This window comes from Brevibacterium antiquum CNRZ 918 (assembly GCF_900169145.1).
In the GTDB taxonomy this organism is placed as follows: Bacteria; Actinomycetota; Actinomycetes; order Actinomycetales; family Brevibacteriaceae; genus Brevibacterium; species Brevibacterium koreense.
The window spans coordinates 1-25,229 of the sequence record NZ_FXZD01000004.1 but is presented as its reverse complement, the minus strand read 5'-3'; the positions used below and the strand labels follow the sequence as shown (position 1 = coordinate 25,229).

Here is a 25,229-nt window from a genome sequence, read left to right as displayed (position 1 = left end):
GACCAGAGGAAGTGGTATGCAAATGACCGAGCAGATCGGCGTCGTCGGTGCCCGGGAGCACAATCTTTCCGGATTCTCCGTTTCCCTGCCGCACCGGCAGCTCATCGGAATCTGCGGTGTCTCGGGCTCCGGCAAGTCATCGCTGGCCTTCGACACCATCTATGCAGAGGCGCAGCGACGCTACCTCGAATCGGTCTCTCCCTTCACCCGGCATCTCCTCGGTGCGGTCTCCGCACCCCAGGTTGATCGGATCACCGGTCTTCCTGCCGCGATAGCGGTCAAGCAGCTTGTGTCCACGCCTCCGGAGAATTCGAGCGTGGGCACCCTCTCCCAGGTCTCTGACCTACTGCGGGTGCTGTTCTCCCGCTTCGGCGACTACCCGGACGGTCAGGGCCGGCTGCTCGCCTCTGCTTTCTCCCCGAACACCGTCGAGGGTGCCTGCCCGAGGTGTGCGGCGAAGGGCAGCATCCACGAGATCGACCTGGCAGCAGCGGTCCCAGATGAGAATCTGACCATCCGGGAGGGCGCGATCGACGCATGGCCGGGAGGGTGGCTGGGTCGAAACTTCAGACACCTCGTCGAGGCCATGGGCACCGATGTCGACATCCCTTGGAACCAGCTGCCTGCTGCCACCCGCACCTGGCTGCTGACCACCGAGGAAACCCCCTCACTGACGGTCAATCCCGCCGACATCCGTGACCACGTCGCCCGCGAATATACGGGCAAGTTCCGCAGTGCTCGCCGCTACCTCCTCGACACGATGGTCACGACCGGCAGCGAGACGGTCAGGGCACGCACCGAGGAGTACCTCAGCAACGACGTCTGCCCCGACTGCGGTGGCAGCCGCATCAACCCGGCCGCCTTGTCGGTGACGATCGGCGGTGCCAATATCGCCGAGGTGGCCACCCGCAGTCTCAACGACCTGGCAGTTTCAATCCACGCAGCCATCGCCGCCGACCTCGACCGGGAGCACAACACGGCGAAACGATTCTCCGCAGCCACCGATGATGCTGCCCAAGTGCTCCTCGACGAACTCGACAAACGCACGGCAGTCATCGAGCGCCTCGGCGTCGGCTATCTTCCACCCAATCGCTCGGCGGCCACCCTCTCCCCCGGTGAGCTGCAGCGCCTGCGCCTGGCAGCCCACCTGCACAGCGGCCTGCACGGCATGGTCTATGTCTTCGATGAACTCTCCACCGGACTGCACCCCAAAGACACCGACCACCTCTTCACCCATATTGAGGCGCTGCGCGATGCCGGGAACACGGTCATCCTCGTCGAACACGATATGGAGCTGGTGCGCCGGTGCGATTGGGTCGTCGAGCTCGGCCCCGGCGGCGGCGCCCGCGGAGGCCAGCTCATGTTCTCCGGGCCCGTCGCCCAGGCCCTCGATGGGGAGAGTTCAACCGCTGTGCGCCTGCGCAATGAGGCACCCAGCGAACCCTGGCGGGCACCGGAGGAATTCGGGGACTGGGTCCAGTGCACAGGACTGTCGGCGAACAACCTCGGCGACCTGACTCTGTCCTTTCCCATCGGTGGTCTCACCACCCTGACGGGGGTCTCCGGGGCGGGTAAGAGCTCCGTGCTGCGCTCGGTGGCGAGCCTGGCCAGGGCCGCCGGGGCATCCCCGTTCGACGGTGACGAGGAGCCGCAGACGATGACGCAGGCCGTGGTGCCCGGCAGCGGTGGTGGACGAAGGGAACCTGCCGGGGCACAGGCGACCGGCCTCGAGGCATTCGACCGGGTGGTCAGCTTCGATCAGTCCACCATCGGCCGGTCGCCGCGCTCGGTCATCGGCACCTACCTGGGCATCTTCGACAAGATCCGCAGCCTCTTCGCCAAGACCCCTTTGGCGCGCAGCCGTGGCTTCACCGCCTCACAGTTCTCCTTCAACACGGCCCGCGGTCGGTGCCCACGCTGTGAGGGTCTGGGCATCATCACTATCGACCTCGTCCACCTCCCGGCATCCAGCGGCACCTGCCCCGCATGCGAGGGCCGCAGGTTCACCGAGGAAACGCTCGAGGTCACCGTCGAGGAATTGAGCATCGCGGATGTCCTCGATCTGTCCATCGATGCCGCGGCGACGGTATTCGCTGAACGCCTGGGTCTCGTCGCCCACTTCGAGGTCCTGCAGAGAGTTGGCCTGGGCGGTCTGCTGCTCGGTCAGTCCTCGGCGACGCTCTCCGGTGGTGAGGCGCAGCGACTGCGCCTGGCCGCGGTGATGCGGGCCAGAAAGCGACGTGAACGCACACTGTTCATCCTCGATGAACCGGCCAACGGCCTGCACCCCAGTGATGCTCGGGTGCTCGGGCAGCTGTTCCGCCAGATCGTCGATGAGGGCGATACGATTCTCATCGCCGATCACAATATGGAACTCGCCGCCGGTTCCGATTGGCTCATCGATATGGGGCCCGGTCCTGGCCCCGACGGTGGTCAGATCGTCGCCGAGGGGCCTCCCCGCGAGGTGGCCACGGCCGGCGTCGGTGCCACGGCCGAAGTTCTGTCGGACCGGTTCGGGACTACCGGCGGCTAGCAGCAACCGCGACTAGAGCGCGTTCCCGGACCCGTGCAGACGATCGTCACAAAGGAAGAGTCAACAAGCAATGACACCATTCTCAAAGGCCGCCAAGGTCACGTTCTTCGTTGTTCTCGCACTTACGGGTGTCTTCCTGATACTGAGTATCGGAGTATCGGTCTGGTCGCAGATCGGAGAAGAGGGCTGGGTGGCCAAGGCGGCGCTGGCCGTCATGTGTTGGATAGTGACCGTGCCGCTCATCCTCACGTCGGCCATCTGGGAAGCAGTTCTGCTCCTGACCAGAACCCGCCGAGCTGACACCCAGTTGCACACCTCAGCGCAGATGCAAGCGCAGGCTTCACCGCAGAATCAGGGCTAGGAACAGGCCTCACCGCAGGAAACGTCCGTCAACGAGAGTGGCTGCGGATGACCGTGAATTTGCTGGTGCGAGCGACCTGTTCGCTGGCTCCGATGACGCGTTCCAAGGTCTCGCGGTAGTCCAGGTGTGAGTTGTAGACAGTGAGGACCTGCCCACCGGGAGCAAGCAGCTGGGCCGCCGCGGCCATGAGGCCGGCAGCAGTGTCGGTTTCGATGGTCGTGCCCTGGTGGAAGGGCGGGTTGAGCAGGATCAGATCATATCCGCCGGCGCCCACCGGCGAGTCTCCACCAATCAGAGCCTGCACATCCGTGGCATCGGCGAGGATGGCCTGAACCTCGAGTCCGTTCGCCGCCGCGGTCTCCCTCGCCGAGGTGACCGCCGCCTTCGACACATCCACGCCGGTGCCCTTCTTCGCTGCTGTCACCCGCATCGCTGCCGTGAGCAGCCATCCGTTCCCACACCCGAGGTCAAGGACGGATTTCAGGGAACCAGGAACCGCCTCGGCGGGCTGAGATTGGGCGGGCTGAGTTGCGGCGGCCAGCGCTGTGAGCAACGCGGTCGAGCCCTCATCACTCTTGATCCCGGAGAAGCAGGCCCCATGGGCTCTGACCTGCAGCGGTCCGGTGGCCGGATGATCGATGGTGCCGCGCCTGGGGTAGGTCGGCAGACTGGGTGAGGACAGCGGTCGGCTGCCGATGATCATTCGATGTTTGCCGACGCCCGGTGAGACATCGACGCGAGCATAGCCACGGGCAAGTTCTTTGTTCACAGCCCGGCTCATCGAGTCGCTGCGGCCGATGACGATGACCGTGGACACGTGTGCCTGAAGTGCCGCGATGGTTTCGGCCAAGGCGTGGGTGGCCTTCGGCGCGTTGACGATTGCCCAGACCTCATCCCGTTCCGGAGTGAAGGCAGCGAGATCGACGATGGGGCTGGTCCGATCTGCCACCTCGGCGACGGTGTGCGCCTCATCGATCCGGTCGTTGTACGTGCGCACCGGTGTGATCTCGTTCAGCAGACGCGACTGCAGCCCCTGGGCGTCATCGACGACGACCATCTCGTGCGGAATACCTGCGACCTCCTCGGCGGCTACGAACGTCCCGTCCGTGGCTCGCCCGGAGGTATCGAGCTCTCCGCTGCGTCGACCCAGCACGTACTCGGTGAGGATCCTGGCCTGAGGGAATCCCGGAACTTCAGCGAGCTCGGGAAACTGTTCCAGCAGATCCTGACTGCGTTGGCGGGCAGGAGAATCCGGAGACAGCAGGGATGAAGGCATTCGAACAGTCTAGTCGGACTCGGCCCTGGCCTCAGTTGCCGGTGACGACGCGGCAGGGACCGAAGGATTCGACGAGGCTTCCCACCGACTCTGCCATAGACCTGCACCACCGGTTCGCACAGATTTCCCGTGCAGTTTGGGGCGGACTGAGGAGCATCGCAGCACGCAGATGTGCTACTAATTGAGTGTGCTTCGTCCAGTGTCGTATCAGGAGAGATCATGACAATTCTCGTCGGTTATTCCCCCTCACCCGAAGGCAAGGCTGCCGTCACGTTCGGTATCGATCAGGCGAAGGCCTTCGATGACACCGTGATCGTGCTCAATGCCGGCATCGGAGAGACTCCCGACGAACGCGGTGTGGCGACGAACCAGGACATGGAGGAACTCAAAGAGGAGCTGCGCTCAGCCGAGGTCTCCCATGAGATTCTGCAGTTCCTGCGCGGAAATGATCCCGTTGAGGAACTCCTCGCCCTCGCCGAGGCGACCGAAGACACCCGCCTGATCGTGATCGGATCGCGTCGCCGCTCCCCTGTCGGCAAACTCATCATGGGCTCGACTGCCCAGCGCATCATCCTCGATTCCGACGTCCCCGTCGTCTCCGTCAAGGCCGACAGGAACAAATAGGGACCACACTCCCACGCCGCGCATAGCGTGCAGCTCGTGGCGCGCAACAAAACGGTTGGTATGTTCTCTTCGAAAAGAACATACCAACCGTTGAACAAGTTGAGGGTCAGTCCCCGACGATGGCTGCGATGAGGGCGTCGACGTCCTCGGCGGTGGTGTCGAAGGCGCACATGAGGCGCACGACATTTTTCGCCATGGGCCAGTTGGCGAAGGCGAACTTCTGCCGTGCTCGTGCTGCGACCTCATCGGGCATGTGCACGAAGACGACGTTGGATTCGGTCTCAGCCACGATCGAGATATCGGGTGCACGGCCTGTCGAGACCGCCTCGGCGAGGCCATCTGCCAATCGTTTGGCCATGGTGTTGGCATGATTCGCGGAGGTGCGCCACAGCTCGCCATCGTAGAGGGCGTTGAGCTGAGCGGAGAGGAATCGCATCTTCGATGACAGCTGCAGGTTCATCTTTCGCAGGAACTTCATCCCCTGCCCGATCTCGGGGTTGAGGACGACGATCGCTTCGGCGCCGAGGAGCCCGTTCTTCGTCCCGCCCAGGCTGATGATGTCAACGCCGACGTCAGCGGTGATGGCGCGAAGGTCAGTACCGAGGTAGGCCGCAGCATTGCCCAATCGGGAACCGTCGACGTGGAGGATCATGTCGAGCCCGTGCGAGGTCTCCGCGACCGCCCGGACCTCTTCGGCTGTGTACGTCGTGCCCCATTCGGTCGATTGCGAGATGCTCACTGCCAGGGGCTGAGCATTGTGTTCATTGCCGCGGCCGAGGACCGCGCCTTCGATGATCTCGGGGGTCAGTTTTCCGTCCGGAGTCGGGGCGCCGATGACCTTGAGTCCGCCGACCTTCTCCGGAGCGCCGGTCTCGTCGTAGTTGATGTGGGCGGAGGCTGCGGTGATCACGGCAGCCCACCGGGGCAGTGCGGACTGCAATGCGAGGACGTTGGCCCCGGTGCCGTTGAAGACAGGGAACGCTTGAGCGTTCGGACCGAAATGTCCTTTCATGACATCACTGAAGCGCGCGGTCCAAGGATCACCGCCGTAGCCGGGAGTGTGGCCGACGTTGGCCTCGGCGATGGCTGCAATGACTTCGGCATGGGCGCCGGCCCAGTTATCGGAGCCGAAGTTACGCGGATGGACGGCCGGGGAGGTGTCAACGGGCGGCAGGTCGAGGGTCGTTGCCTGTTCGGCCGGTGGGTTCTGGGACAGCGGTGTCTGGTCATTCACATGTTCAGATTAGCGTCCCGCGATCATCACGCACAGTTGGTTCCAAAACCACCCGTTGCACCGGGGTGATTTGATGCCGACGGGAGTCCTTGTCGAACGGACTGGGGGACTAGCGACTACGGGTGTGAATCGATGCTCCCGGTGCGTGATGCGTGACGCATGACGCTTCAGCTACACGCGACACCCTTTCAGTCCACCGCACGTCCTGCGGACACACAACAGCGCGGCCAAGGTGCAGTTGCCCAGCATGTGCGCTGAGCGGTCGCACAGTGACCGCGCTGTTGTTGAGTGGAACGACTCAGGCGAGGAGTTCGCGCATGAGGTCGGCGGTTTCGGTCGGGGTCTTGCCAACCTTCACGCCCGCAGCCTCAAGTGCTTCCTTCTTGGCAGCAGCAGTTCCTGAGGAGCCGGAGACAATGGCGCCGGCATGGCCCATGGTCTTGCCCTCGGGAGCAGTGAAGCCTGCCACGTAGCCGACGACCGGCTTCGTCACGTTGTCCTTGATGTAGGCAGCGGCACGCTCTTCAGCGTCTCCGCCGATCTCGCCGATCATGACGATGGCTTCGGTCTCGGGGTCATTCTCGAAGGCCTCGAGGGCATCGATGTGAGTGGTGCCGATGACCGGGTCGCCACCGATTCCGATGGCGGTGGAGAAGCCGAGGTCACGCAGTTCGTACATCATCTGGTAGGTCAGCGTGCCGGACTTGGAGACCAGTCCGAGCTTGCCCTTCTTGGTGATGTTGGACGGGATGATGCCTGCCAGCGATGCCTCTGGCGAGATGATGCCGGGGCAGTTGGGTCCGATGATGCGGGTCGCATTGCCTGCAGCCTGCGCACGAGCCCAGACCTCGGCTGCGTCCTGGACCGGGATGCCCTCGGTGATGATGACGAGCAGGCCGATCTTAGCGTCGATGGCTTCGATGGCCGCATCCTTGGAGAATGCTGGCGGCACGAAGGCCACGGAGACGTCAGCGCCGGTGGATTCCATCGCCTCGGCGACCGATCCGAAAACGGGCAGCTCAACTTCGTTGCCGTCCTTGCCGTTGTGCTTGACAGTGGTTCCGGCCTTGCGGGCGTTGACACCGCCGACGACGTTGGATCCTGCGGCGAGCATGCGCGCAGTGTGCTTGGTTCCTTCGCCGCCAGTGATGCCCTGGACGATGATCTTCGAATCGGAATTCAGGAAGATAGACATGTGTGTAAAGACCTTTCCTTACTTGGCAGCAGCCAGTTCGGCGGCCTTGTCGGCTCCACCGTCCATGGTGTCGGTCAGAGTGACAAGTGGGTTCGCGGCTTCCTTGAGGATCGCACGTCCCTCTTCGACGTTGTTTCCGTCGAGGCGGACGACGAGCGGCTTGGTTGCCTGATCGCCGAGGATCTCGAGAGCCTTGACGATGCCGTCGGCCACTGCGTCACAGGCGGTGATTCCGCCGAAGACGTTGACGAAGACGGACTTGACCTGGTCATCGCCGAGGATGACGTCGAGTCCGTTGGCCATCACCTCTGCGGAAGCGCCGCCTCCGATGTCGAGGAAGTTGGCAGGCTTCACGTTGCTGTGCTTCTCACCGGCGTAGGCGACGACGTCGAGGGTCGACATGACCAAGCCGGCACCGTTTCCGATGATTCCGACTTCGCCGTCGAGCTTGACGTAGTTAAGGCCCAGCTTCTTGGCCTTGAGCTCGAGGGGGTTCTCCGCGCTGACGTCAACCAGTTCTTCGTGGTCAGGCTGACGGAAGTCAGCGTTCTCATCCAGGGACACCTTGCCGTCAAGGGCAATGATGTCTCCGGCACCGGTCTTGACCAGCGGGTTGACCTCCACCAGGGTGGCATCTTCCTTCTCGAAGACGGTCCACAGCGAGGACAGCACAGGAGCGATCTTCGCAGCGGTCTCCGCGTCGAATCCTGCTTCCTTGGCGATCTCTTCGGCCTTGGCCGCATCGATTCCGTCGATGGCAGAGACTGGAATCTTGGCGAGCGCCTCCGGACGTTCCACGGCGAGCTGCTCGATCTCCACTCCGCCTTCCTTGGAGCACATGGCCAAGTAGGTGCGGTTGGACCGGTCGAGGAGAACCGAGAAGTAGTATTCTTCAGCGATGTCTGCGCCTTCGGCGATCATCACCTTGTCGGTGATGTGGCCCTTGATATCGAGGCCCAGGATGTCCTTGGCGCGAGCTTCGGCCTCATCAGGGTTCTTCGCAACCTTGACGCCGCCGGCCTTGCCGCGGCCGCCGATCTTGACCTGAGACTTGACGACGACTACTCCGCCGCCAAGTTCTTCGGCTGCCTTCTTCGCTTCTTCTGGTGTCGTCGCGACCTGGGCCTTGAGCACGGGCACTCCGTGCTTCTCGAACAGGTCACGTGCTTGATACTCGAAAAGATCCACGTGTATTCCTTCGTTTCTACTGCCGGGTCTTTTGGCCCCGCAGGTGCGTTGACGGATGCAACAACCATGACCACTTTATTCCCAAGTGACCCCGTCCATCCAAACGTGCAGGCCAAATCCGCCAATGAGTAAGAAATATCTCGTGAAAAAGTATCTTTGGCCCAGAGAATCTTGATCTGGACGTAAAATCAGATTATGGACGAGGTAGATCGGATAGTCGCGGCGTGGCGCCATGAGCGCCCGGACCTCGACGTATCTCCGATGGAGATACTCTCTCGCGTCTCCCGCCTGGCCCGCCAACTGGATTTGGCACGGAAATCAAGCTTCAGCGACTACGGCATCGAGGGCTGGGCCTTCGACGTGCTCTCGGCTCTGCGCCGCTCGGGTGAGCCCTACCAGCTATCTCCCTCGACTCTGCTGCAGGAGACGCTGGTCACCAGCGGCACGATGACCAACCGCATCGACCGCCTGGTCACTGCCGGCTGGGTCGAACGACGTCCCGACCCCGGCGATCGTCGGGGTGTGCTCGTGCGTCTGACTGCTGGCGGCCGTGCCACGGTCGATTCTGCTCTGGCCGATCTGCTGGTCAAGGAGCGCGAGATCCTCGGCGACCTGACTCCGGCTGGTCGGCGTAAACTCGCCTCACTGCTGCGGCAGCTCTCGACCGGATTCGACGCCGACGAAGGATGACGAAGGAGACGCTGTGACCGATGCGAACCTCACCGATTGGGCCGGGGTCCAACCACCTCGGCGGGAGAAGATCCACGGTCGCTATGTCGACCTCGAGCCCCTCGAGCCGAGGCGGCATTCGGACTCGCTCTTCGCAGCCGCCTCAGCGGGCGGCGCTGACGACCGTTTCCGGTACCTGCCGCAGACACCTCAGACCGCGCGTGCAGACTTCGACGAATGGATGGCCACAGCGTCTGAAACAGCGGACCCGCTGTTCTTCGCCGTGGTCGACCGCAGCACCGGGCGGGCCGAGGGAAGACAGGCGCTGATGCGCATCGATGCGAACAACGGCGTCATCGAGATCGGCAACATTCTGTGGGGACCGGCTCTGTCACGCACTCGTGGAGCCACCGAGGCGCTCTTCCTCTTCGCCGACCTTGCCTTTGCCAGCGGCTATAGGCGGTTCGAATGGAAGTGCGATGATGACAACGTCCCGTCGAAGCAGGCAGCGACACGCTTCGGCTTCACCTTCGAAGGTCTGTTCCGACAGCACCTCGTCATCAAGGGCCTCAACCGCGACACCGCATGGTTTTCCATCATCGACACCGAATGGCCCAGCCTCCGCGCCGCCTTCGTGCAGTGGCTCGATGAGGACAACTTCGACGGCTCCGGGGCGCAGAAGGTCAGCCTGAGCGATCTCATGCCGGCCCGCGCACAGTAGCCAGGTCGCAGCAGACAGCGCACAAGAGCCCGATGCGAACCGGGCAATCGTGCCCGGCTCAGCGCGTCCACCGGGTCGACCGCGGCCTCTCGGATTAGGCTGGAAGGCGAGACTGGGCCCCGGGCCCGGCACCGCCACGACGACCACATCTCGAGGAACCATGCGAATTCGCTCTCTTGCCCTCCTGACCACCGCCGCAGTGCTGGCCACGATGACAGCCTGCGTTGCCACCTCGGAGGAGACCCGCCCCGAACCGCGCCCCTCCGTCAGCGAGGAGGAGGTCACTCCGATTGAGACCCCTGACGACGCTCCGGAGGTCTCCATCGTCGATTCCTCCCCCGGAGGCGCGAAGGACGCCGATCCCCTGTGGCAGGGCCTCGCCGAGGCGGCCGCGAACAAGTCCGAGGCCTACCTCAAGGTCTACGTCCACACCGGCAACCCCGACGTTCCCGATACGGGCGAAGCCACCGTCACCGCCGACACCCCGGACAGTGTCAGTGTCACCGTCGAGGCGAAGAACGTCGACACCGAGAAGTCACCCTTCCTGCTCATCCAGGGAACCTTCACCGTTGAGGAGATCGGCGGGTCCGCATACACCCTGACGACGGAGAACTCTGATGAGATTGCGGAGCTCGACCCGAAGGGCCCCGATGATGAGGCTCGGTGCACGGCCGATGACGCTCAGGACCGGATCTCGCTGGCCGCCCAGGACCTGGCCGATGATCCCGATAAGCGTGAGGACTTCCGTCAGCAGTGGGGTGCCTCTCCCCAGGTCTGGTGGGGCATCCAGAAGACGGCAATCAGTCTCAACCAGGAGGGCGGCGTCGCTGGAGACTTCCTCACCGAGGCCTGCGGTGAGTACCTGCAGCAGTAAGCCACGCACCTCGAATCTCGCACGAGAGGCCGACACCCGATGAGGATTGCGATCGTTGGAGCCGGCATCGGCGGACTGTCAGCCGCTGCAGGCCTGCAGCGAGCCGGGGCACGGGTCACCGTGTTCGAACGGTCCGCCGAGGTGCGCGCCGGCGGTTCGGGTCTGTCCGTCTTCGCCAATGGGCTCAGAGCCCTCGAATCGCTGGGGCTCGGTCCTCAGTTCGCAGTGATCACGGACAAGCAGATCGAGTCCTTCGCCGCGGGCCAACGACGACCCGACGGACGCTGGATCGCGCAGATTCCCAGCGACAGTGTCGGGCAGCTGCGGATCGTCGACCGAGCCGACCTTCACCGAGTTCTGCTCGATGCCCTCGATGAGGGAACGGTGCGCACCAACGCCCTGGTCACCTCGGTGAGCATCGATGGAACGGTGACGATCGAGTCTGGGGCAGAAGCGGACCTACTGGAAGGTTTCGATCTCGTCATCGGAGCCGATGGTCTCAACAGCCAGGTGAGGGAAACCGTCGAGCCGGGAATCGGACCTCGCTATTCGGGCTATTCATGTTGGCGCGGGATCACCGAACGACCGGTCGACCTGCACTCAGCCGCTGGTGAGAGCGTGGGCAGGGGCCTGCGCTTCGGCATCGCCCCGCTCATGGACAAACGCGTGTACTGGTTCGCGGTTGCCAACATGCCCCAGCACGCGAGCTTTGCCGATGAGTACGCGACCGTGCGGGATCTGTTCTCCGGTTGGCACGCACCGATCGCTGAACTCATCGCGGCGACACCGACCGAGCGTATCCGGCGCACCGCGATTTCGGACCTCGCCACTCCCCTGTCGACCTATCATCGGGGACGCATCGTCCTCCTCGGCGATGCCGCTCATGCGATGACCCCGAACCTGGGCCAGGGCGGCGGCCAGGCCCTCGAGGACGCCGCCACTCTGACCGCGCTGCTGGCGCCGGTGATCGCGAGCTCGACCGGCTCCGCGGCAGCTCTCGACGCAGCGCTGCGCCGCTACGACCGGCTGCGGAGGAAACGCAGTCAGTCGATCGCCGCGAAGTCACGTCTGCTCGGTGCAGTCTTTCAGATGCGGTCTCCACTGCTGGCGGGACTTCGTGATGCGATCTTCGCCGCAGTGCCACCGCGGCTCACGGCCGCGCAGGCAGCCAGTGTGCAGAGATGGGATCCACCGGAGGTCTGACCCGCAGGCCTCCGGCTCGAGTGCTAAGGGCCTCAGCCCTCGAGTGCCCGGTTGTACGCGTCGACGACCGGAGGCAGGAAATATCCCAGGAGCACAGCAATCGCCGTGACCAGGCAGGCCAGGCCGAGCCACAGGGATCCGCCGATGACGCTGAAGGCGAAGACGATGACGAGCAGTTCGAAGGCGATCGCTGCGGGCCGGGCCCAGCGATGCAGCTTCCACGATCCCCGTGCAGCAGCGGCTACGCCGGCGGCGAAGATGAGGAACATGACGGCCAGGCCCAGCAGGGAACCTGCGAGAGGCCCGGCGCTGAACGCAGTGAGGACGAACGACAGAGCGGTCCCGAGGAGGGCCAGCACCTGAACCCCGAGAACCACGACGACCAGCAGCATCGCCCGTGGGGTGGGAACACTGTGACCGGCAGGTTTCGCAGACCCACCTGACGTCGACGACCCACCTGGAATCGCCGAACCACCCGAGGGCGCAGAGCCGCCGGGTGGCCTCGAGTGTTTGTCCCGTGAACTCAAATGTCGACCCGAGTGAACCCTGGAATGAGAATCTCATCAAGCATGCGCTCACGCACGTCCAGGGGCAGGAACGCTGCGGTGACGGCGTTGACGGTCGCCCATTCGAGGTCGGTCTGAGTCCAGCCGGCCTCATCGACGAGCAGACGCATCTCACGCGTGACCGAGGTCGCTGACATCAGCCGATTGTCCGGGTTGATGGTGACGGCGAAGCCCAAGTCCTTGAGCCCGGTGATGGGGTGGGAGGCGATGGTGCCGCCGATGTCGGTCTGCAGATTCGAGCTGGGACAGAGTTCGAGAGGGATCTGCTGATCGAGAACCCAGGCGGCCAGACTGCCCAGCTGGCCCTCACCGTCGACGATGTCCATGTCCTCGACGATGCGAGCGCCGTGACCGATGCGCTGGGCATGGCAGATGGTGAGGGCCTCGTGGATCGAGTTCTTACCGGCCGCCTCGCCAGCGTGAATCGTGACGGGCACGTAGGCCTGGTGGAGTGCATTGAACGCGGAGAGGTGCGCAGACGGCGGAAATCCGTTCTCCGGACCGGCGATGTCGAAGCCGACGACTCCGGATTCGGACCCCTTCTCACGGTGCCTGATCGCCAGTTCCGCGATGGCCAGCGAGTTGTCTGCTTGGCGCATGGCGGTGATGATCTGGCCGACGCGGATGAACTTGCCGTCTGAGGATGCTTCGATCACTCCGGCTTCGAGTCCCTCCTGGACAGCTTCGACGACCTCGTCGAGTTCGAGTCCGCCTTCCAGGTGCTGCTCCGGAGCCCAGCGGGCCTCGGCGTAGAACACGCCATCGGCCACCTGGTCGAGGACCCATTCCTTGGCCACCCGCATCAGGCCCTCACGGCTCTGCATCACGGCAACCGTGTGCGAGAACGTCTCGAGGTAGCGGACCAGATCACCGGAGCTCGCGGAGTCGTGGTACCACTGGGCCAGCGCATCCGGTTCGGTGGCAGGCAGTTCGTGGCCGATCGAGGCGGCCAGTTCGATCAGCGTGGCGGGGCGCAGGCCACCGTCGAGGTGATCGTGGAGGGAGACTTTGGGCAACTGCAGGATCGGGTCGTCTGCTGCGACTCCGGCGGGATTATTCAACACCTGCACAGCTTATCGGATCAGCGTGGAAGAACGATGAATGAATCGGTTCGCACCAGCGATGTCGCATTCCGACGATTCAGGAATTCTTCGGATCGACCTCACCGCTCTTGATCCGCTCGCGCAGATCGGTGATGCTGCGGCCCGCATCGGAGACGCGGCTGAGGAACCCGTCTTCGGCAGCGATTCCCACCCCGCCGTTGTCGATCGTGCCCTTGTAGTGACGGTCGGTGACGAGGAACCCGCCCCTGTCGACGGGATCATCCTTCGACGCCTTGGCGACCTCATCGGGGTTCTTGCTCTGCGGCCATTCGGCAAACATGCTGCGCAGGCCTCGGCGGATGTTCGGCTCGATCGTGGCAATGATCGTGTTGCGAAATGCCCCGGACGCTCCGTACCAGATGATCTTCGGCAGGACCTTCTCCTCGTCGCCCTCATCTTTGGACTCGTGCGTGCGCAGCGACGCCAGTTCGTCGGTCGCGGCAGTGACCACGCCCATCGCCGCCGCCGATCCGAAGGGCACGACGACATCGACGTCGGAGTCATGGGCCGATGCGAAGAATGCCTGTCCGTCCTCACTGGTGTCTGCCACGGTTCGGCCATCGACCGCGGACTCGCGGAAGGACTTCACCTCGTCGACGTCCTCGTCGGCTTCGTCGTTGTAGAGGTCGACTCCGGCGTCGAACGCGGCGAGGATCTTCTCCGCCTGCGGGAACCCCTGCGACACGAGCGCCCCGACTTCGCCGGTTTCGCTCGCGGTCGCTGCGATGTAGCCGGCGATGAAGGCCGGAGGCACGAGGTCGAAGTCGATGGTGAGGACATTGTCCGGGAAGTCTGTGTGCCCGCTTGCGACCCCCAGGTAGATCTCGTCAGGATTGCTCTTGGCGTGGTCTGCGAGTTCGTCGGCTCCGCCGGGGCCGAGCACCGTGGTCAGTGCGCAGTCCTGATCGCTCATCCTCGTCAGTGCCGCCGAGGTGGCCGATGAGTTCGAGACTCGTTGACTCGAGGTCGCGGAGAACAGTCCCGCCGAACGCGCCAATTCCGTCTCCGCCAGGGTGAGCGCCCCGGCCGAGTGGTCGTCGAATCCTGCGGGCGCCGAGATCATGCACCCGAGTGTGGCGTCTTCGACGGGCTCGGGAGCCGTCACCGAGCAGGCGCTCAGTGCTACCAGGCTCAATGCGCTGAAGCCGGCGCCCAGCACCGTGCTCATGACCTTCACTCTCATGTCTCCAAGATTATCGGTTCTGTCTGAGTCTCCGGTGCGGTGGCTGCGCTCCCGCCCTGCTGGTTGTGTTCGAGGCTAGTTTCGCTGCAGAACCTTCAGCGCGGTTGCGGTGAAGATGCGGGCAGCGATCCCGACGCTGTCTTCGTCGATGAGCAGGTCGCCCTGGTGGATGTCGTACGTCTTTCCCCCGGGTGTGCGGGTGCCCATGCGCACCAGTGCTCCGGGACAGTGTGTGAGGTACCAGGCGAAGTCCTCCCCGCCCATGGACTGCGGGGTCAGCTGGACGGAGTTCTCACCGAGTTCGCCACGGACTGCGGATTCGATGAGCGCGACCTGGTCTTCGGTGTTGACCACCGGCGGAACACCTCGGCGATGGTCGAGGTCGACCTCGACCCCGTACGGGCCGGCGATCCTCTCGACCAACGCGGGGAGCACCTCGGCGACCTGGTTCCAACCGTCGACGTCGAGGCAGCGCAGGGTTCCGCGCAGGATCCCCTCGCTGGGCACCACGTTTGCCGCGTGACCGGCGCTGATCTCGCCCCACACGAGGGAGATCGCGTGGCGCGGGTCGATGAGTCGGCCCAGCGTCGAGGGCAGATCGGTGGCCAGTTTGCCCAGCGCGTAGACGAGGTCCTCGGTCAGGTGGGGTCGAGAGGTATGTCCGCCGTGACCGGACAGACGGATGATGACGGTGTCGCCGGCCGCGGTGATGGCGCCGATGCGGGATCCGATCCGCCCGACGTCGACGTTGGGGTCGCAGTGGACGGCGTAGACCTCAGGCACGTCGTCGAGCACGCCCTGGGAGATGACGCGCAGCGCCCCGCCTGGGGTGACTTCCTCGCCGGGCTGGAAGATCAGTCGCACCCGCCCTCCGAGCCCGCCGGGAGTGGATTCGTGGAGTCTCTGCAGAGCGATGCCGGCGCCGATGAGTCCGGTCAGGTGCACATCGTGGCCGCAGGCGTGGGCCACGCCGGGCACGCTCGAGGCGAAGTCCGCGTCGATGAGGTCGTCGATGGGCAGAGCGTCGATGTCGGCACGCAGGCCCAGCGCGATGGGACCGTCACCGACCTCGCAGACAACACCGGTGCCGTCGAGACGCCGAGGTGTCAGGCCGGCTGTCTCAAGGCGTCGGACGATCTTGTCCGTGGTGTCGAACTCCTGGAAGGACAGTTCCGGGTGCGCGTGGATGTCGCGGCGGAAATCGATGAGTTCTGCACCGATCTCTGCAATTCTCGAGCTGATCACGTCTGGTCCTTTTGGGAGCGCGACACCGTCGGGGCGCGGTTCGGATATCTGAGACATTGACTGCAATGTTAAACACTCAGCGTCACGTGTGGGCACACTGCGACCAAATTCGACACACTCCGCCGGGGACTGAAGTTTCGGGGATCGCATGAGCTCCCGGCGCGGAGACCGAATTCACCGCCTGCCTACAGCAGGTCGTCGAGGCCGCGTTCCCCGGCGGCCGAGACGGCCTTCTTCACATCCTGTGCGTGGGAGCGGGAGGTGATGAGCAGGACGTCTTCGGTGTCGACGACGACGAGGTCATCGAGACCGACGATCGCCACCGTGCGCGGGTGCTCGGATTCGGAGAAGACGACCCCTGAGGCGTCGATTTCGAGGAGGTCGCAGTTTCGACCGATCGAGATGACCCCAGCGGGCTCTCCGGGCACAGGCTGGCGCAGGCGGGCCACCGAGTCGAAGTCGCCGACGTCATCCCAACCGAAGTCGCCGGGGATGACGATGACACGACCGTCCGCGGCAGCGGGCTCTGCGACGACGTAATCGATGGCGCGCTTCTCCAAGCCGGGCCACACCTCGGCGAGCACCTCTGACTGAGCATCGGTTCCCCAGGCCTCGGCGATGCGCGACAGACCCGCATACAAGGTCGGATCCTCGGTTTCGAGGACCTCGAGGAGAGCCGAGGCCCTGGCGATGAACATGCCGGCGTTCCAGCGGTAACGACCTGAGTTGACGTAGGCACGTGCCGTGCTCGCAGCCGGCTTTTCGGCAAAGGCCATGGCACGTCGCGCGGTCGGTGCGCCGTCGAGACCCAGCAGGTCACCGGTCTCGATATAGCCGTAGGCGGTGGCGGGATTGCGGGGCATGATGCCGATGGTGACGATGTCGCCGGTCTCGGCGGCGATGCAGGCCTGATCGATGACGAGCCGGAATTCGTCGACGTTGGTGATCGAATGGTCCGCGGAGAAGGAACCGACGATCGCGTCCGGGTCCTCCTTGGCGATGAGCATGGTCGCGAGGCCGATCGCGGCCGCAGAGTCCTTCGGGGACGGTTCGGCAAGGATCTTGTGCACCGGCATCTCGGGAAGCTGTTCGGCGACCTGGTCGCGGTGGCTCTCGCCTGTCACGACCCACACGTTCCCGGGTCCGACGAGCGGTGCGACACGATCCCAGGTGGACTGGATCAGGCTCCGGCCCGTACCCAGCACGTCGTGGAGGAACTTCGGCGTTGCCTTGCGTGAGAGCGGCCAGAGCCGGGTTCCGGATCCGCCGGCGGGGATGATGGCGTGGAAGTGTGTGTTCACATCATCAGTGTCTCAAAGTTCGGGCACCGACTGACCGATGTTGTCCGCCGTGTCGGGGTGAGGAGAACCGGAGGAAAGCCGGCCACCTTCGGCCACGATCCCGACTCACCAGTTCGGCCCGGCAGAGCGAAAAATTACCACATACGCTTATGATGTAATTGAACTCCGCCGCATCCGAGAATGACGGCGGTGAGGGAACTGCCAGAAACTTAATGTGATCCACCGCGCTCAGATGTGGCTCGACTGGCAACCAGGCGGCGTTCGGCGTAGTTTCTTGATGTACACAGTCGATTAATCCAAGATGGAGGATGCTCCGTGGCCAAAGCGTCTACGGGCACTCTGTACCGAGGAAATGAAGGAATGTGGTCCTGGGTCGCGCATCGCGTCACAGGCGTCGGAATCTTCTTCTTTCTGTTGGTCCACGTGCTCGATACTGCACTCGTTCGCGTCTCACCCGAGGCCTACAATGCCGTGATCGGAACTTACAAGACCCCGTTCATGGCCATCGGCGAGATCGCACTCGTTGCCGCAATCGCATTCCATGCGTTCAACGGCCTTCGCGTCATTCTCGTCGACTTCTCCAAGAGTGGACCGAAAAATCAGAAGAAGCTGTTCTGGGGAGTCATCGTCGTATGGCTCATCATCATGATCGCCTTCATCCCCCGCCAGCTGATGCACACGTTCGGAGGATGACATGAGCACAACATCGATCCCGGCTCCGCGCACCGGCTACTCGCGCCACAAATCAACACGTTCGAAGTTCGAGATGTTCGCGTGGCTGTTCATGCGCATCTCCGGCGTCGTCCTCGTCATCCTCATCTTCGGTCACCTCTTCGTGAACCTGTGGGTCGGAGAAGGCGTCCAGGCCATTGACTTCGGGTTCGTGGCCGGCAAATGGGCCAGCCCGTTCTGGCAGATCTGGGATCTGCTGATGCTGTGGCTGGCAATGCTGCACGGCACCAACGGCCTGCGCACCATCATCATGGACTATGCCGAGAAGCCCGGCACCAGGATGGCTCTCCAGGTGATCCTCTACCTCGCCTCGGTCATCGTCATCGTGCTCGGCACGCTCGTCATCTTCACATTCGATCCCTGCCCGGCCGGAGCCGACCCCGCATTGCTGGCGTCGTTCTGCTCGGCCGCATAGAAGGAGAAACATGCAGGTACATCAATACGACGTCATCATCGTCGGTGCCGGTGGCGCCGGGATGCGTGCAGCGATCGAATCGGGCCAGCGCGCCCGAACCGCAGTCCTGACCAAGCTCTACCCCACCCGCTCGCACACCGGTGCGGCCCAGGGCGGCATGTGCGCCGCACTGGCGAACGTGGAAGAGGACAACTGGGAATGGCACACCTTCGACACCGTCAAGGGCGGTGACTACCTGGTTGACCAGGACGCCGCCGAGGTGATGGCCAAGGAAGCCATCGACGCCGTCCTCGATCTTGAGAAGATGGGGCTGCCCTTCAACAGGACCCCCGAAGGCAAGATCGATCAGCGTCGCTTCGGTGGTCACACCCGTGACCACGGCAAGTCCCCGGTCCGTCGCTCCTGCTACGCGGCTGACCGCACCGGTCACATGATCCTCCAGACTCTCTACCAGAACTGCGTCAAGCACGGCGTCGAGTTCTACAACGAGTTCTACGTCCTCGACCTGGCCATGACCGAGGTCGACGGGGTCCGGCGTCCGGCGGGTGTCGTCGCCTACGAACTGGCAACTGGCGAGATCCACCTGTTCCAGGCCAAGTCGGTCGTCTTTGCCACCGGCGGCGTGGGCAAGGTCTTCAAGACCACCTCGAACGCGCACACCCTGACCGGTGACGGCATGGCCGTGGCCTACAACCGGGGCATCCCGCTCGAGGACATGGAGTTCTTCCAGTTCCACCCGACCGGTCTGGCCGGTCTGGGCATCCTGCTCTCCGAGGCCGCCCGCGGTGAAGGTGCGATCCTGCGCAACTCCGAGGGTGAGCGCTTCATGGAGCGCTACGCCCCGACGATCAAGGACCTTGCTCCTCGTGACATTGTGGCTCGTTCCATGGCCAACGAGGTGCGCGAAGGTCGCGGCTGTGGCCCGAACAAGGACTATGTCCTGCTCGACCTCACTCACCTCGAGCCCGCGCACATCGATGCGAAGCTGCCTGACATCACCGAGTTCGCCCGCACCTACCTCGGTGTGGAGCCCTACACGGAGCCCGTGCCGGTCTTCCCGACCGCGCACTACGCCATGGGCGGCATTCCGACCAACATCGGCGCCGAGGTGCTGGCTGACAACGACAACGTCATCCCCGGCCTCTTCGCCGCCGGTGAGGTCGCCTGCGTGTCCGTGCACGGCTCGAACCGCCTGGGCACGAACTCGCTGCTTGACATCAACGTCTTCGGCAAGCGCGCCGGCATCGCCGCCGCGGAGTATTCGAAGACCGCTGACTTCGTCGAGCTGCCAGAGGCTGCCGAGAACGACACCGTCGCACTGCTCGAGAAGATGCGGACCTCGGACGGCACCGAACGCATTGGTGCCATTCGCAAGGATCTGCAGGAGCTCATGGACGCCAATGTCCAGGTCTTCCGCACCGATGAGACCCTGCGCGAAGCACTCGACGAGATCGCGAAACTGCGTGAACGTTACAGCAACGTCGGCATCCAGGACCGTGGCAAGCGCTTCAACCTGGACCTCCTTGAGGCTGTCGAGCTGAACTTCCTGCTCGAACTCGCCGAGGTCATCTCCGTCGCCGCCATCCACCGTAAGGAATCACGCGGTGGGCACTTCCGGGAGGACTTCCCGGATCGTGACGACGAAGGATTCATGCATCACACGATGACGTACCTCGATCCTGATTCCGAGACCGACGGCATCAAGGGCATGCGTCTGGAGACGAAGCCCGTCATCGTCACCCGTTACCAGCCGATGGAGCGTAAGTACTGATGAGCACCGATACCTCAACCGAAACCCCGGAGCCGGCCTCGAAGATCGACCTGCCCGACCACGTGGCCGGTGACAGCGGTTCGATCCCGTCGTTCGACTGCACCTTCCAGATCGCACGCTTCGATCCCGAACAGGACGAAGAGGCGCATTGGGAGGAGTACAAGGTCACCATGTACGGCACCGACCGTGTCCTGGACGCCTTGCACAAGATCAAGTGGGAGACCGACGGTTCGCTGTCCTTCCGCCGCTCATGTGCCCACGGCGTGTGCGGCTCCGATGCCATGCGCATCAACGGCCGCAACCGTCTGGCCTGCAAGACCCTGCTCAAGGATCTTGACACGTCCAAGACGATCACCATCGAAGCGATCAAGGGTCTGCCTCTGGAGAAGGACCTCATCGTCGACATGGAGCCCTTCTTCCAGTCCTACCGTGAGGTCATGCCCTTCCTCATCACCTCCGGCCACGAGCCGACGCGTGAGCGTCTGCAGTCGGCCGAGGAACGTGAGGCCTTCGACGACACCACCAAGTGCATCCTCTGCGCCGCGTGCACCTCGTCGTGCCCTGTGTTCTGGACCGATGGCCAGTACTTCGGCCCAGCAGCCATCGTCAACGCGCACCGTTTCATCTTCGATTCGCGCGACGAAGGCGGAGACATGCGCCTGGAGATCCTCAACGACAAGGAAGGCGTGTGGCGTTGCCGCACCACCTTCAACTGCACCGAGGCCTGCCCTCGTGGCATCGAAATCACCAAGGCCATCGCCGAGGTGAAGCAGGCAGTCCTGCAGCGCGCATTCTGATCTGATCATCTGAATCGCCGAGGCGGTCGTGCACTTTACGTGTACGGCCGCCTTTCGCGTTCCCGGCTGGGCAGTGCGTCTTCGCACAGTCGATCCTGAAGATATCGATTTCCCGGCAGTCGTAGACTGGTGCGCATGCGTTCTACCCGCCCTTCCTCTGTGTCACTGCCGACAGCTGCCCCGCGTTCGTTCGGCACGGGAATGCGTTTCATCGTCAGCGCCGGCCTCGCGCTTCTGCTCATCGGCGCTCAGCTGGTCCTCTCCCCCGGGGCCTCACAAGCTGATCACAAACCGGATGAGAAGCAGGAGAAGGTCTACGAAACTCCGGCCGACCTCGGCGATGGAGCGAAGCCGCCGACACCGGTGGGCACAGCGTGGCTGGTGGGAGACCTCGACACGGGTGAAATCCAAGCCGCGCACGAGATCGATAAGAAGCACGCACCTGCCTCGACGATCAAGCTCCTGACCGCTCTTGCTCTTGTCGACGTGCTCGACGATCCCAAGCAGAAGGTCGAGGCAGAGTTCGAGGACATGGAGATCGACGGCACCAAGGTCGGTCTCATGCAGAAGAACAAGTACAGCGTCGATCTGCTCTTCCATGCGATGCTGATGTCGAGCGCCAATGATGCCGCGAACGCGCTCGGCCGGGCCGCCGGTGGCCAGGAGAAGGCCGTGGCGCTGATGAACGAGAAGGCCGCGGAGCTGGGGATGACGAACACTCACGCAGCGAACACCTCGGGTCTCGACGACAAGAACCAATACATGACGGTCTCAGACATGATGAAGCTGGCGTGGGCGGTGTGCGAGGACGACTACCTGATGGGCATCATCGACACCGAAACCTTCAAATTCCCAGGTGGCAAGAACCCGGTCACTAAGAAGAAGTTCAAGGGCTATGAGATTCAGAACCACACCAAGATCGTCGGCGAGGTCAACGGTGGGCTCGGCCTGAAGAACGGATTCACCCGACATGCCAAGGGTGCCTATATCGCCGTTGCCGAACGCGACGGCCACCGTGTGGTCGCGACGCTGCTGGGCATCGACAACAACTCCCGCCAAGCCGCGGTCGACCTGCTCGAATGGGACTTCGCCCAGAAGGATCCCAAGTCGCTCCAGACGATCCCGATTGGTCAGACCATCACGCCGAGTCCTGCTCCGACGGCCTCGGAAAGCAACAGCGATGCCGGCGGTGCCGCATCCGGAGACACTGCCTCCGTCGGCACCGATATGGACTCGCGCGAAGGTGCAGAGGCATCCGGTTCCAAGGCTTCGGCAGAGACCTTCGGCGTCTCGAATGAGAAGCTGCTCCCCGCCGGCATGCTGACGGTTGCGGCAGCGCTGCTGCTCACCGCGCTCATCATCATGATCAGGTGGCGCCGGGGCAAGTCCTCCCGCTGAACGCCCTCACCCGACAGACTCAGACTGCGTCGCTCCCCAGCCCGGCTTCTCCTGGCGTCGTGCTCCTGCACACGGTTGGCGTCGTGCTGCTGCACACGGTTGGCGTCGTGCTGCTGCACACGGTTTCGGCTTTCCACACCACCGTTTTGACTTCTCATTCCGGATGCGGTTAAGCTAATATCTTGCGTTCGAAGTCGTCCGGCTTCATTGAACCATCTGATCCACTGAGCACGATGACACTTCGCTCATGATGACAGCTCAGATCCAGGTTCGACATTGCAAATGATTCGCCACGGACACTGTCTCACTTCGAATCGCAGATCCCCCACCGTGAAGGATCAACCCACACCACGGTGACATCTCAGCAGGTCCGTATCCGACTTTCTCGGGTGGCTGCCTGCACCTCGGCGACTACCCCGTCGCCACCAGGAAAACAATGAGAATGACGTGCGTTGATGCATGCCGTTCGACGAAGTAAGCAAGAAGGGAGGGAACGATGACTCAGTTCCCACAATGGGTCCAGCGTGCCATTGAGCATGCAGGACTGATCGATCCAAAGATCAGCACCCGCAACGGAAAGATCACGATCAGTGATATCACCGGCCGCGTCGTGCTGTTCACCGGTTCATCGCTGCGTGAGATCACGCCGCTGGCTGCTGCCTGAGCGCAACAGCCGTCTGGAGACGCTTCAGACCGTTCGGCTGATTCTCTTCTCTGCTGGGTTTTAAGCAGAGCGAGAATCGCTGAGGTCAGACTCCTGCCCGACATTTCACAGGTCCATCCTGTCGGAATGTCGGGCGATTTCATGTTCCCGAAGATCTCCTCGCCGAGGCGGTCCTCGAGAATCGTGCCGCCCGCCGGAGAGGGACCCTCTCTGTGTCGTAGTGGGCCTCCAGTGTTTCGAAGAACCCCTTCCACCTCCGAAGTCAGCTCGTCGACGTCGACGGCGGTTCGCCGCTGGTCCTCCACTCGGTCGAGCAGATCCCACAGTTGGCCATACTCACGCAGTCCCCGATCTCGATCTGCTGGGCGCTGAGATTCCTCGATCACCCGTGTCGACCTCTCCCGTTTCCGCATCTCTTTCAGGTCTACCGCTCCTGTACGAACAACACTTCCCGTACGAACAACGACAGGTTGGTTGCTTCTTCGTTTCTTGTAGGGTTGGGGCTTCATGCACTCGGTTCGAAGGGGAGGACCCATGCCGGAAGATACTCAGCAGAAGGTTCCGCTGTTGGCCAAGCGTCCTGATTTTGTGACCGATCTGCTTCAGATCGTCAAGACCGTCATCGCGGCAACCGCCGCTTGGTGGCTGTCGGATACTGTCCTGAACTCGCCGATGCCATTCCTGGCGCCGTGGGCGGCGCTGCTGACAGTACATGCCACCGTCCACCGCTCACTGTCTCGCGGAGCACAGTCGACGATCGCCTCAACTCTCGGTGTTGCCTTGTCCTTCGTCATCGGCAACTACCTGGGAGTGAGCATCCCGACGTTTGCTCTCGCGCTGCTAGTCGGGCTCGCCGCTGCGCGTCTGCCCTGGATACGCGATGAAGGCGTGGCGATTGCGACTACAGGAATCTTCGTCCTCGGCAGTGGCTTCGACAGTCAACAGCCTCTGCTTGGGGAACGCATCTTGGAACTCTGCTTGGGCATTGCCGTCGGCATCGTGGTCAACCTCCTTGTGATTCCACCCCTGCGGGATCAGCAGGCAGCACGGTACGTCGACAGTATCAACAGGCGCATGGGCGACATGTTGGTCGACATGGCAGATGAACTGGACGAGGAGTGGGACACTGCCAATGCCGATGACTGGTTCCAACAGACCGAATCGATGAGCCAAGAGTTGAACTCGGCGTGGCAGTCGGTCAAGTTCGCCCGTGAGAGCCAACGGGCAAATCCACGTGATCGTCTGCGCCGGAAGCGAACTCCATCGGGCGAAACTCGGGATACTCAGATATCGCCAAAGGATGCCAGCTACGAGAACATCCTGCAGCGGGTGGATGAAGGCATCTCCCATCTGCGCCATCTGACTCGGACTCTGCGCGAGGGATCTTATGAAGACGGCGAATGGGACACCCGCTTTCGCGAACAGTGGACGTCCATCGTCCGGGACGCAGGTCGATCGATTGCCGACCCCGATGCGGAAGTCGAACCGATCTTCAAGCGGCTCGAACAGCTGTCTGTGAACATGGCCGACGATGACGGTCTGCCCGAGCACTCTTGGGCTCTCTACGGTTCGCTGATCGCGAGCATGCAGCATATTTCCGCGATCGTCGACGACGTCGCCTCCGCACGAGAGGCGCGCGAGTCGAGCTGAGCGCAATAGGCCTATTGCCACGAGTCACCTGCCGCTGAACGGCACTGCGTAACGAACGTCCGCGAGAACCTCAGAGAGACCCGCAGACTTCCGAGCACGAAAGAGCGCCCCGTCAGTACCTATAAGTTCAGACGGGGCGCTCTTTCGCATCTCAGCCTGGATCAGATGCGAACCAGGAGAGAAGTCGCGGTCTTCAAATCAGAAGTCCCAGTTCTTGTTCTCTCGGGATGCCCAGTCCTCGTCCTCCCTGATGAGAGGCGGAAATCCTGCGGATCCTCCAACTCCAATGGCCGCTCGTGCCATCTACGTGCCACTCGCGATCGAAGCCCCTCTCGCCGACAAGATCGCTGCCGTCGCACATGCCCAGCTTACCGCCGGGCGGCTCCATCCGCACGGGAACGACGAGACTCATAGATAGTCCCCGCGTAGCCAAGGGTCGTGCCTCACATAAATTTCCCCGCCAGACTCTTCACCCGGGGACATAGACACGACGACGATGGGGTCATGGTCGACAAGGACGTTTCCA

General features: G+C 63.2%; 23 protein-coding genes. 14 read left to right on the top strand and 9 right to left on the bottom strand.

What is annotated here, in order from left to right; translation table 11 throughout:
- Positions 1 to 22: 22 nt before the first annotated feature.
- Both BANT918_RS06990 and BANT918_RS06985 read left to right on the top strand, forming a co-directional pair.
- Complete coding sequence (locus BANT918_RS06990; protein WP_101619587.1) at positions 23 to 2,533, top strand: hypothetical protein; 2,511 nt, start codon at positions 23 to 25, stop codon at positions 2,531 to 2,533.
- A 70-nt stretch (positions 2,534 to 2,603) separates the two neighbouring features.
- A complete protein-coding gene (locus tag BANT918_RS06985; RefSeq protein WP_101619586.1) occupies positions 2,604 to 2,894 on the top strand; it encodes a hypothetical protein in 291 nt (96 codons plus the stop codon).
- Between the two features lie 28 nt (positions 2,895 to 2,922).
- Here BANT918_RS06985 and BANT918_RS06980 read toward each other — a convergent pair whose 3' ends face one another.
- Positions 2,923 to 4,170: a class I SAM-dependent methyltransferase gene (locus tag BANT918_RS06980; protein WP_101619585.1), complete on the bottom strand. Its 1,248-nt coding sequence runs from the start codon at positions 4,168 to 4,170 to the stop codon at positions 2,923 to 2,925.
- Between the two features lie 219 nt (positions 4,171 to 4,389).
- Between BANT918_RS06980 and BANT918_RS06975 the strand changes: the two genes are divergently transcribed.
- The gene (locus BANT918_RS06975) at positions 4,390 to 4,794 is read left to right on the top strand and encodes a universal stress protein (RefSeq protein ID WP_101619584.1); all 405 of its coding nucleotides are present in this window, start codon (positions 4,390 to 4,392) and stop codon (positions 4,792 to 4,794) included.
- Between the two features lie 106 nt (positions 4,795 to 4,900).
- Here the strand turns inward: BANT918_RS06975 and BANT918_RS06970 are convergent, their stop codons facing one another.
- The 3 genes from BANT918_RS06970 to sucC all read right to left on the bottom strand — a co-directional run bounded on the left by BANT918_RS06970 (position 4,901) and on the right by sucC (position 8,411).
- Positions 4,901 to 6,028 carry a threonine aldolase family protein gene (locus BANT918_RS06970; RefSeq protein WP_101619583.1) on the bottom strand — a complete coding sequence of 376 codons (1,128 nt, stop codon included), beginning with the start codon at positions 6,026 to 6,028 and terminating at the stop codon, positions 4,901 to 4,903.
- Positions 6,029 to 6,326: 298 nt separating this feature from the next.
- A complete protein-coding gene (sucD, locus tag BANT918_RS06965; RefSeq protein ID WP_101619582.1) occupies positions 6,327 to 7,223 on the bottom strand; it encodes a succinate--CoA ligase subunit alpha in 897 nt (298 codons plus the stop codon).
- 18 nt (positions 7,224 to 7,241) lie between these two features.
- Positions 7,242 to 8,411 carry an ADP-forming succinate--CoA ligase subunit beta gene (sucC, locus tag BANT918_RS06960; RefSeq protein WP_101619581.1) on the bottom strand — a complete coding sequence of 390 codons (1,170 nt, stop codon included), beginning with the start codon at positions 8,409 to 8,411 and terminating at the stop codon, positions 7,242 to 7,244.
- Positions 8,412 to 8,606: 195 nt separating this feature from the next.
- Between sucC and BANT918_RS06955 the strand changes: the two genes are divergently transcribed.
- The 4 genes from BANT918_RS06955 to BANT918_RS06940 all read left to right on the top strand — a co-directional run bounded on the left by BANT918_RS06955 (position 8,607) and on the right by BANT918_RS06940 (position 11,878).
- On the top strand, positions 8,607 to 9,101 hold the full coding sequence (locus BANT918_RS06955; RefSeq protein ID WP_101619580.1) for a MarR family winged helix-turn-helix transcriptional regulator: 495 nt from the start codon (positions 8,607 to 8,609) through the stop codon (positions 9,099 to 9,101).
- Positions 9,102 to 9,114: 13 nt separating this feature from the next.
- Positions 9,115 to 9,801 carry a GNAT family N-acetyltransferase gene (locus BANT918_RS06950; RefSeq protein ID WP_101619579.1) on the top strand — a complete coding sequence of 229 codons (687 nt, stop codon included), beginning with the start codon at positions 9,115 to 9,117 and terminating at the stop codon, positions 9,799 to 9,801.
- A gap of 160 nt (positions 9,802 to 9,961) precedes the next feature.
- A complete protein-coding gene (locus BANT918_RS06945; RefSeq protein WP_101619578.1) occupies positions 9,962 to 10,675 on the top strand; it encodes a hypothetical protein in 714 nt (237 codons plus the stop codon).
- A gap of 39 nt (positions 10,676 to 10,714) precedes the next feature.
- Positions 10,715 to 11,878 carry an FAD-dependent monooxygenase gene (locus BANT918_RS06940; protein WP_101619577.1) on the top strand — a complete coding sequence of 388 codons (1,164 nt, stop codon included), beginning with the start codon at positions 10,715 to 10,717 and terminating at the stop codon, positions 11,876 to 11,878.
- Positions 11,879 to 11,910: 32 nt separating this feature from the next.
- Here BANT918_RS06940 and BANT918_RS06935 read toward each other — a convergent pair whose 3' ends face one another.
- The 5 genes from BANT918_RS06935 to BANT918_RS06915 all read right to left on the bottom strand — a co-directional run bounded on the left by BANT918_RS06935 (position 11,911) and on the right by BANT918_RS06915 (position 17,276).
- Positions 11,911 to 12,270: a hypothetical protein gene (locus BANT918_RS06935; RefSeq protein ID WP_101619576.1), complete on the bottom strand. Its 360-nt coding sequence runs from the start codon at positions 12,268 to 12,270 to the stop codon at positions 11,911 to 11,913.
- Between the two features lie 131 nt (positions 12,271 to 12,401).
- Positions 12,402 to 13,508 carry an adenosine deaminase gene (locus BANT918_RS06930; RefSeq protein WP_101619783.1) on the bottom strand — a complete coding sequence of 369 codons (1,107 nt, stop codon included), beginning with the start codon at positions 13,506 to 13,508 and terminating at the stop codon, positions 12,402 to 12,404.
- Between the two features lie 76 nt (positions 13,509 to 13,584).
- The gene (locus tag BANT918_RS06925; RefSeq protein ID WP_233430389.1) at positions 13,585 to 14,730 is read right to left on the bottom strand and encodes a BMP family lipoprotein; all 1,146 of its coding nucleotides are present in this window, start codon (positions 14,728 to 14,730) and stop codon (positions 13,585 to 13,587) included.
- Between the two features lie 75 nt (positions 14,731 to 14,805).
- On the bottom strand, positions 14,806 to 15,975 hold the full coding sequence (locus BANT918_RS06920; protein ID WP_101619574.1) for an amidohydrolase: 1,170 nt from the start codon (positions 15,973 to 15,975) through the stop codon (positions 14,806 to 14,808).
- A gap of 185 nt (positions 15,976 to 16,160) precedes the next feature.
- A complete protein-coding gene (locus tag BANT918_RS06915; protein WP_101619573.1) occupies positions 16,161 to 17,276 on the bottom strand; it encodes a mannose-1-phosphate guanylyltransferase in 1,116 nt (371 codons plus the stop codon).
- 315 nt (positions 17,277 to 17,591) lie between these two features.
- Between BANT918_RS06915 and sdhC the strand changes: the two genes are divergently transcribed.
- The 7 genes from sdhC to BANT918_RS06885 all read left to right on the top strand — a co-directional run bounded on the left by sdhC (position 17,592) and on the right by BANT918_RS06885 (position 24,703).
- Positions 17,592 to 17,969: a succinate dehydrogenase, cytochrome b556 subunit gene (gene sdhC / locus BANT918_RS06910; RefSeq protein ID WP_035279682.1), complete on the top strand. Its 378-nt coding sequence runs from the start codon at positions 17,592 to 17,594 to the stop codon at positions 17,967 to 17,969.
- 1 nt (position 17,970) lies between these two features.
- Positions 17,971 to 18,423 (top strand): succinate dehydrogenase hydrophobic membrane anchor subunit, encoded by a 453-nt coding sequence (locus BANT918_RS06905; RefSeq protein ID WP_101619572.1) that lies wholly within the window; start codon positions 17,971 to 17,973, stop codon positions 18,421 to 18,423.
- A 10-nt stretch (positions 18,424 to 18,433) separates the two neighbouring features.
- Positions 18,434 to 20,194: a succinate dehydrogenase flavoprotein subunit gene (gene sdhA, locus BANT918_RS06900; RefSeq protein WP_101619571.1), complete on the top strand. Its 1,761-nt coding sequence runs from the start codon at positions 18,434 to 18,436 to the stop codon at positions 20,192 to 20,194.
- Positions 20,194 to 20,991, top strand: coding sequence for a succinate dehydrogenase iron-sulfur subunit (locus tag BANT918_RS06895; protein WP_101619570.1), 798 nt, complete (start codon positions 20,194 to 20,196; stop codon positions 20,989 to 20,991). Before sdhA ends, BANT918_RS06895 begins: the two co-directional genes overlap by 1 nt.
- Positions 20,992 to 21,126: 135 nt before the next feature.
- On the top strand, positions 21,127 to 22,389 hold the full coding sequence (locus tag BANT918_RS06890; RefSeq protein ID WP_101619569.1) for a D-alanyl-D-alanine carboxypeptidase family protein: 1,263 nt from the start codon (positions 21,127 to 21,129) through the stop codon (positions 22,387 to 22,389).
- Positions 22,390 to 22,885: 496 nt separating this feature from the next.
- Positions 22,886 to 23,053: a hypothetical protein gene (locus BANT918_RS17375; protein WP_167389410.1), complete on the top strand. Its 168-nt coding sequence runs from the start codon at positions 22,886 to 22,888 to the stop codon at positions 23,051 to 23,053.
- 534 nt (positions 23,054 to 23,587) lie between these two features.
- Positions 23,588 to 24,703 carry an FUSC family protein gene (locus BANT918_RS06885; protein ID WP_101619568.1) on the top strand — a complete coding sequence of 372 codons (1,116 nt, stop codon included), beginning with the start codon at positions 23,588 to 23,590 and terminating at the stop codon, positions 24,701 to 24,703.
- The last annotated feature ends 526 nt before the right edge of the window (positions 24,704 to 25,229 follow it).

Coding starts and splice junctions, on each gene's coding strand:
- BANT918_RS06990 (WP_101619587.1), top strand. CDS start 23: ATGACCGAGCAGATCGGCGTCGTCGGTGCCCGGGAGCACAATCTTTCC.
- BANT918_RS17375 (WP_167389410.1), top strand. CDS start 22,886: ATGACTCAGTTCCCACAATGGGTCCAGCGTGCCATTGAGCATGCAGGA.
- BANT918_RS06985 (WP_101619586.1), top strand. CDS start 2,604: ATGACACCATTCTCAAAGGCCGCCAAGGTCACGTTCTTCGTTGTTCTC.
- BANT918_RS06940 (WP_101619577.1), top strand. CDS start 10,715: ATGAGGATTGCGATCGTTGGAGCCGGCATCGGCGGACTGTCAGCCGCT.
- BANT918_RS06945 (WP_101619578.1), top strand. CDS start 9,962: ATGCGAATTCGCTCTCTTGCCCTCCTGACCACCGCCGCAGTGCTGGCC.
- sucD (WP_101619582.1), bottom strand. CDS start 7,223: ATGTCTATCTTCCTGAATTCCGATTCGAAGATCATCGTCCAGGGCATC.
- BANT918_RS06895 (WP_101619570.1), top strand. CDS start 20,194: ATGAGCACCGATACCTCAACCGAAACCCCGGAGCCGGCCTCGAAGATC.
- BANT918_RS06975 (WP_101619584.1), top strand. CDS start 4,390: ATGACAATTCTCGTCGGTTATTCCCCCTCACCCGAAGGCAAGGCTGCC.
- BANT918_RS06905 (WP_101619572.1), top strand. CDS start 17,971: ATGAGCACAACATCGATCCCGGCTCCGCGCACCGGCTACTCGCGCCAC.
- BANT918_RS06885 (WP_101619568.1), top strand. CDS start 23,588: ATGCCGGAAGATACTCAGCAGAAGGTTCCGCTGTTGGCCAAGCGTCCT.
- BANT918_RS06955 (WP_101619580.1), top strand. CDS start 8,607: ATGGACGAGGTAGATCGGATAGTCGCGGCGTGGCGCCATGAGCGCCCG.
- BANT918_RS06890 (WP_101619569.1), top strand. CDS start 21,127: ATGCGTTCTACCCGCCCTTCCTCTGTGTCACTGCCGACAGCTGCCCCG.
- sdhA (WP_101619571.1), top strand. CDS start 18,434: ATGCAGGTACATCAATACGACGTCATCATCGTCGGTGCCGGTGGCGCC.
- BANT918_RS06980 (WP_101619585.1), bottom strand. CDS start 4,170: ATGCCTTCATCCCTGCTGTCTCCGGATTCTCCTGCCCGCCAACGCAGT.
- BANT918_RS06925 (WP_233430389.1), bottom strand. CDS start 14,730: ATGAGAGTGAAGGTCATGAGCACGGTGCTGGGCGCCGGCTTCAGCGCA.
- BANT918_RS06935 (WP_101619576.1), bottom strand. CDS start 12,270: ATGCTGCTGGTCGTCGTGGTTCTCGGGGTTCAGGTGCTGGCCCTCCTC.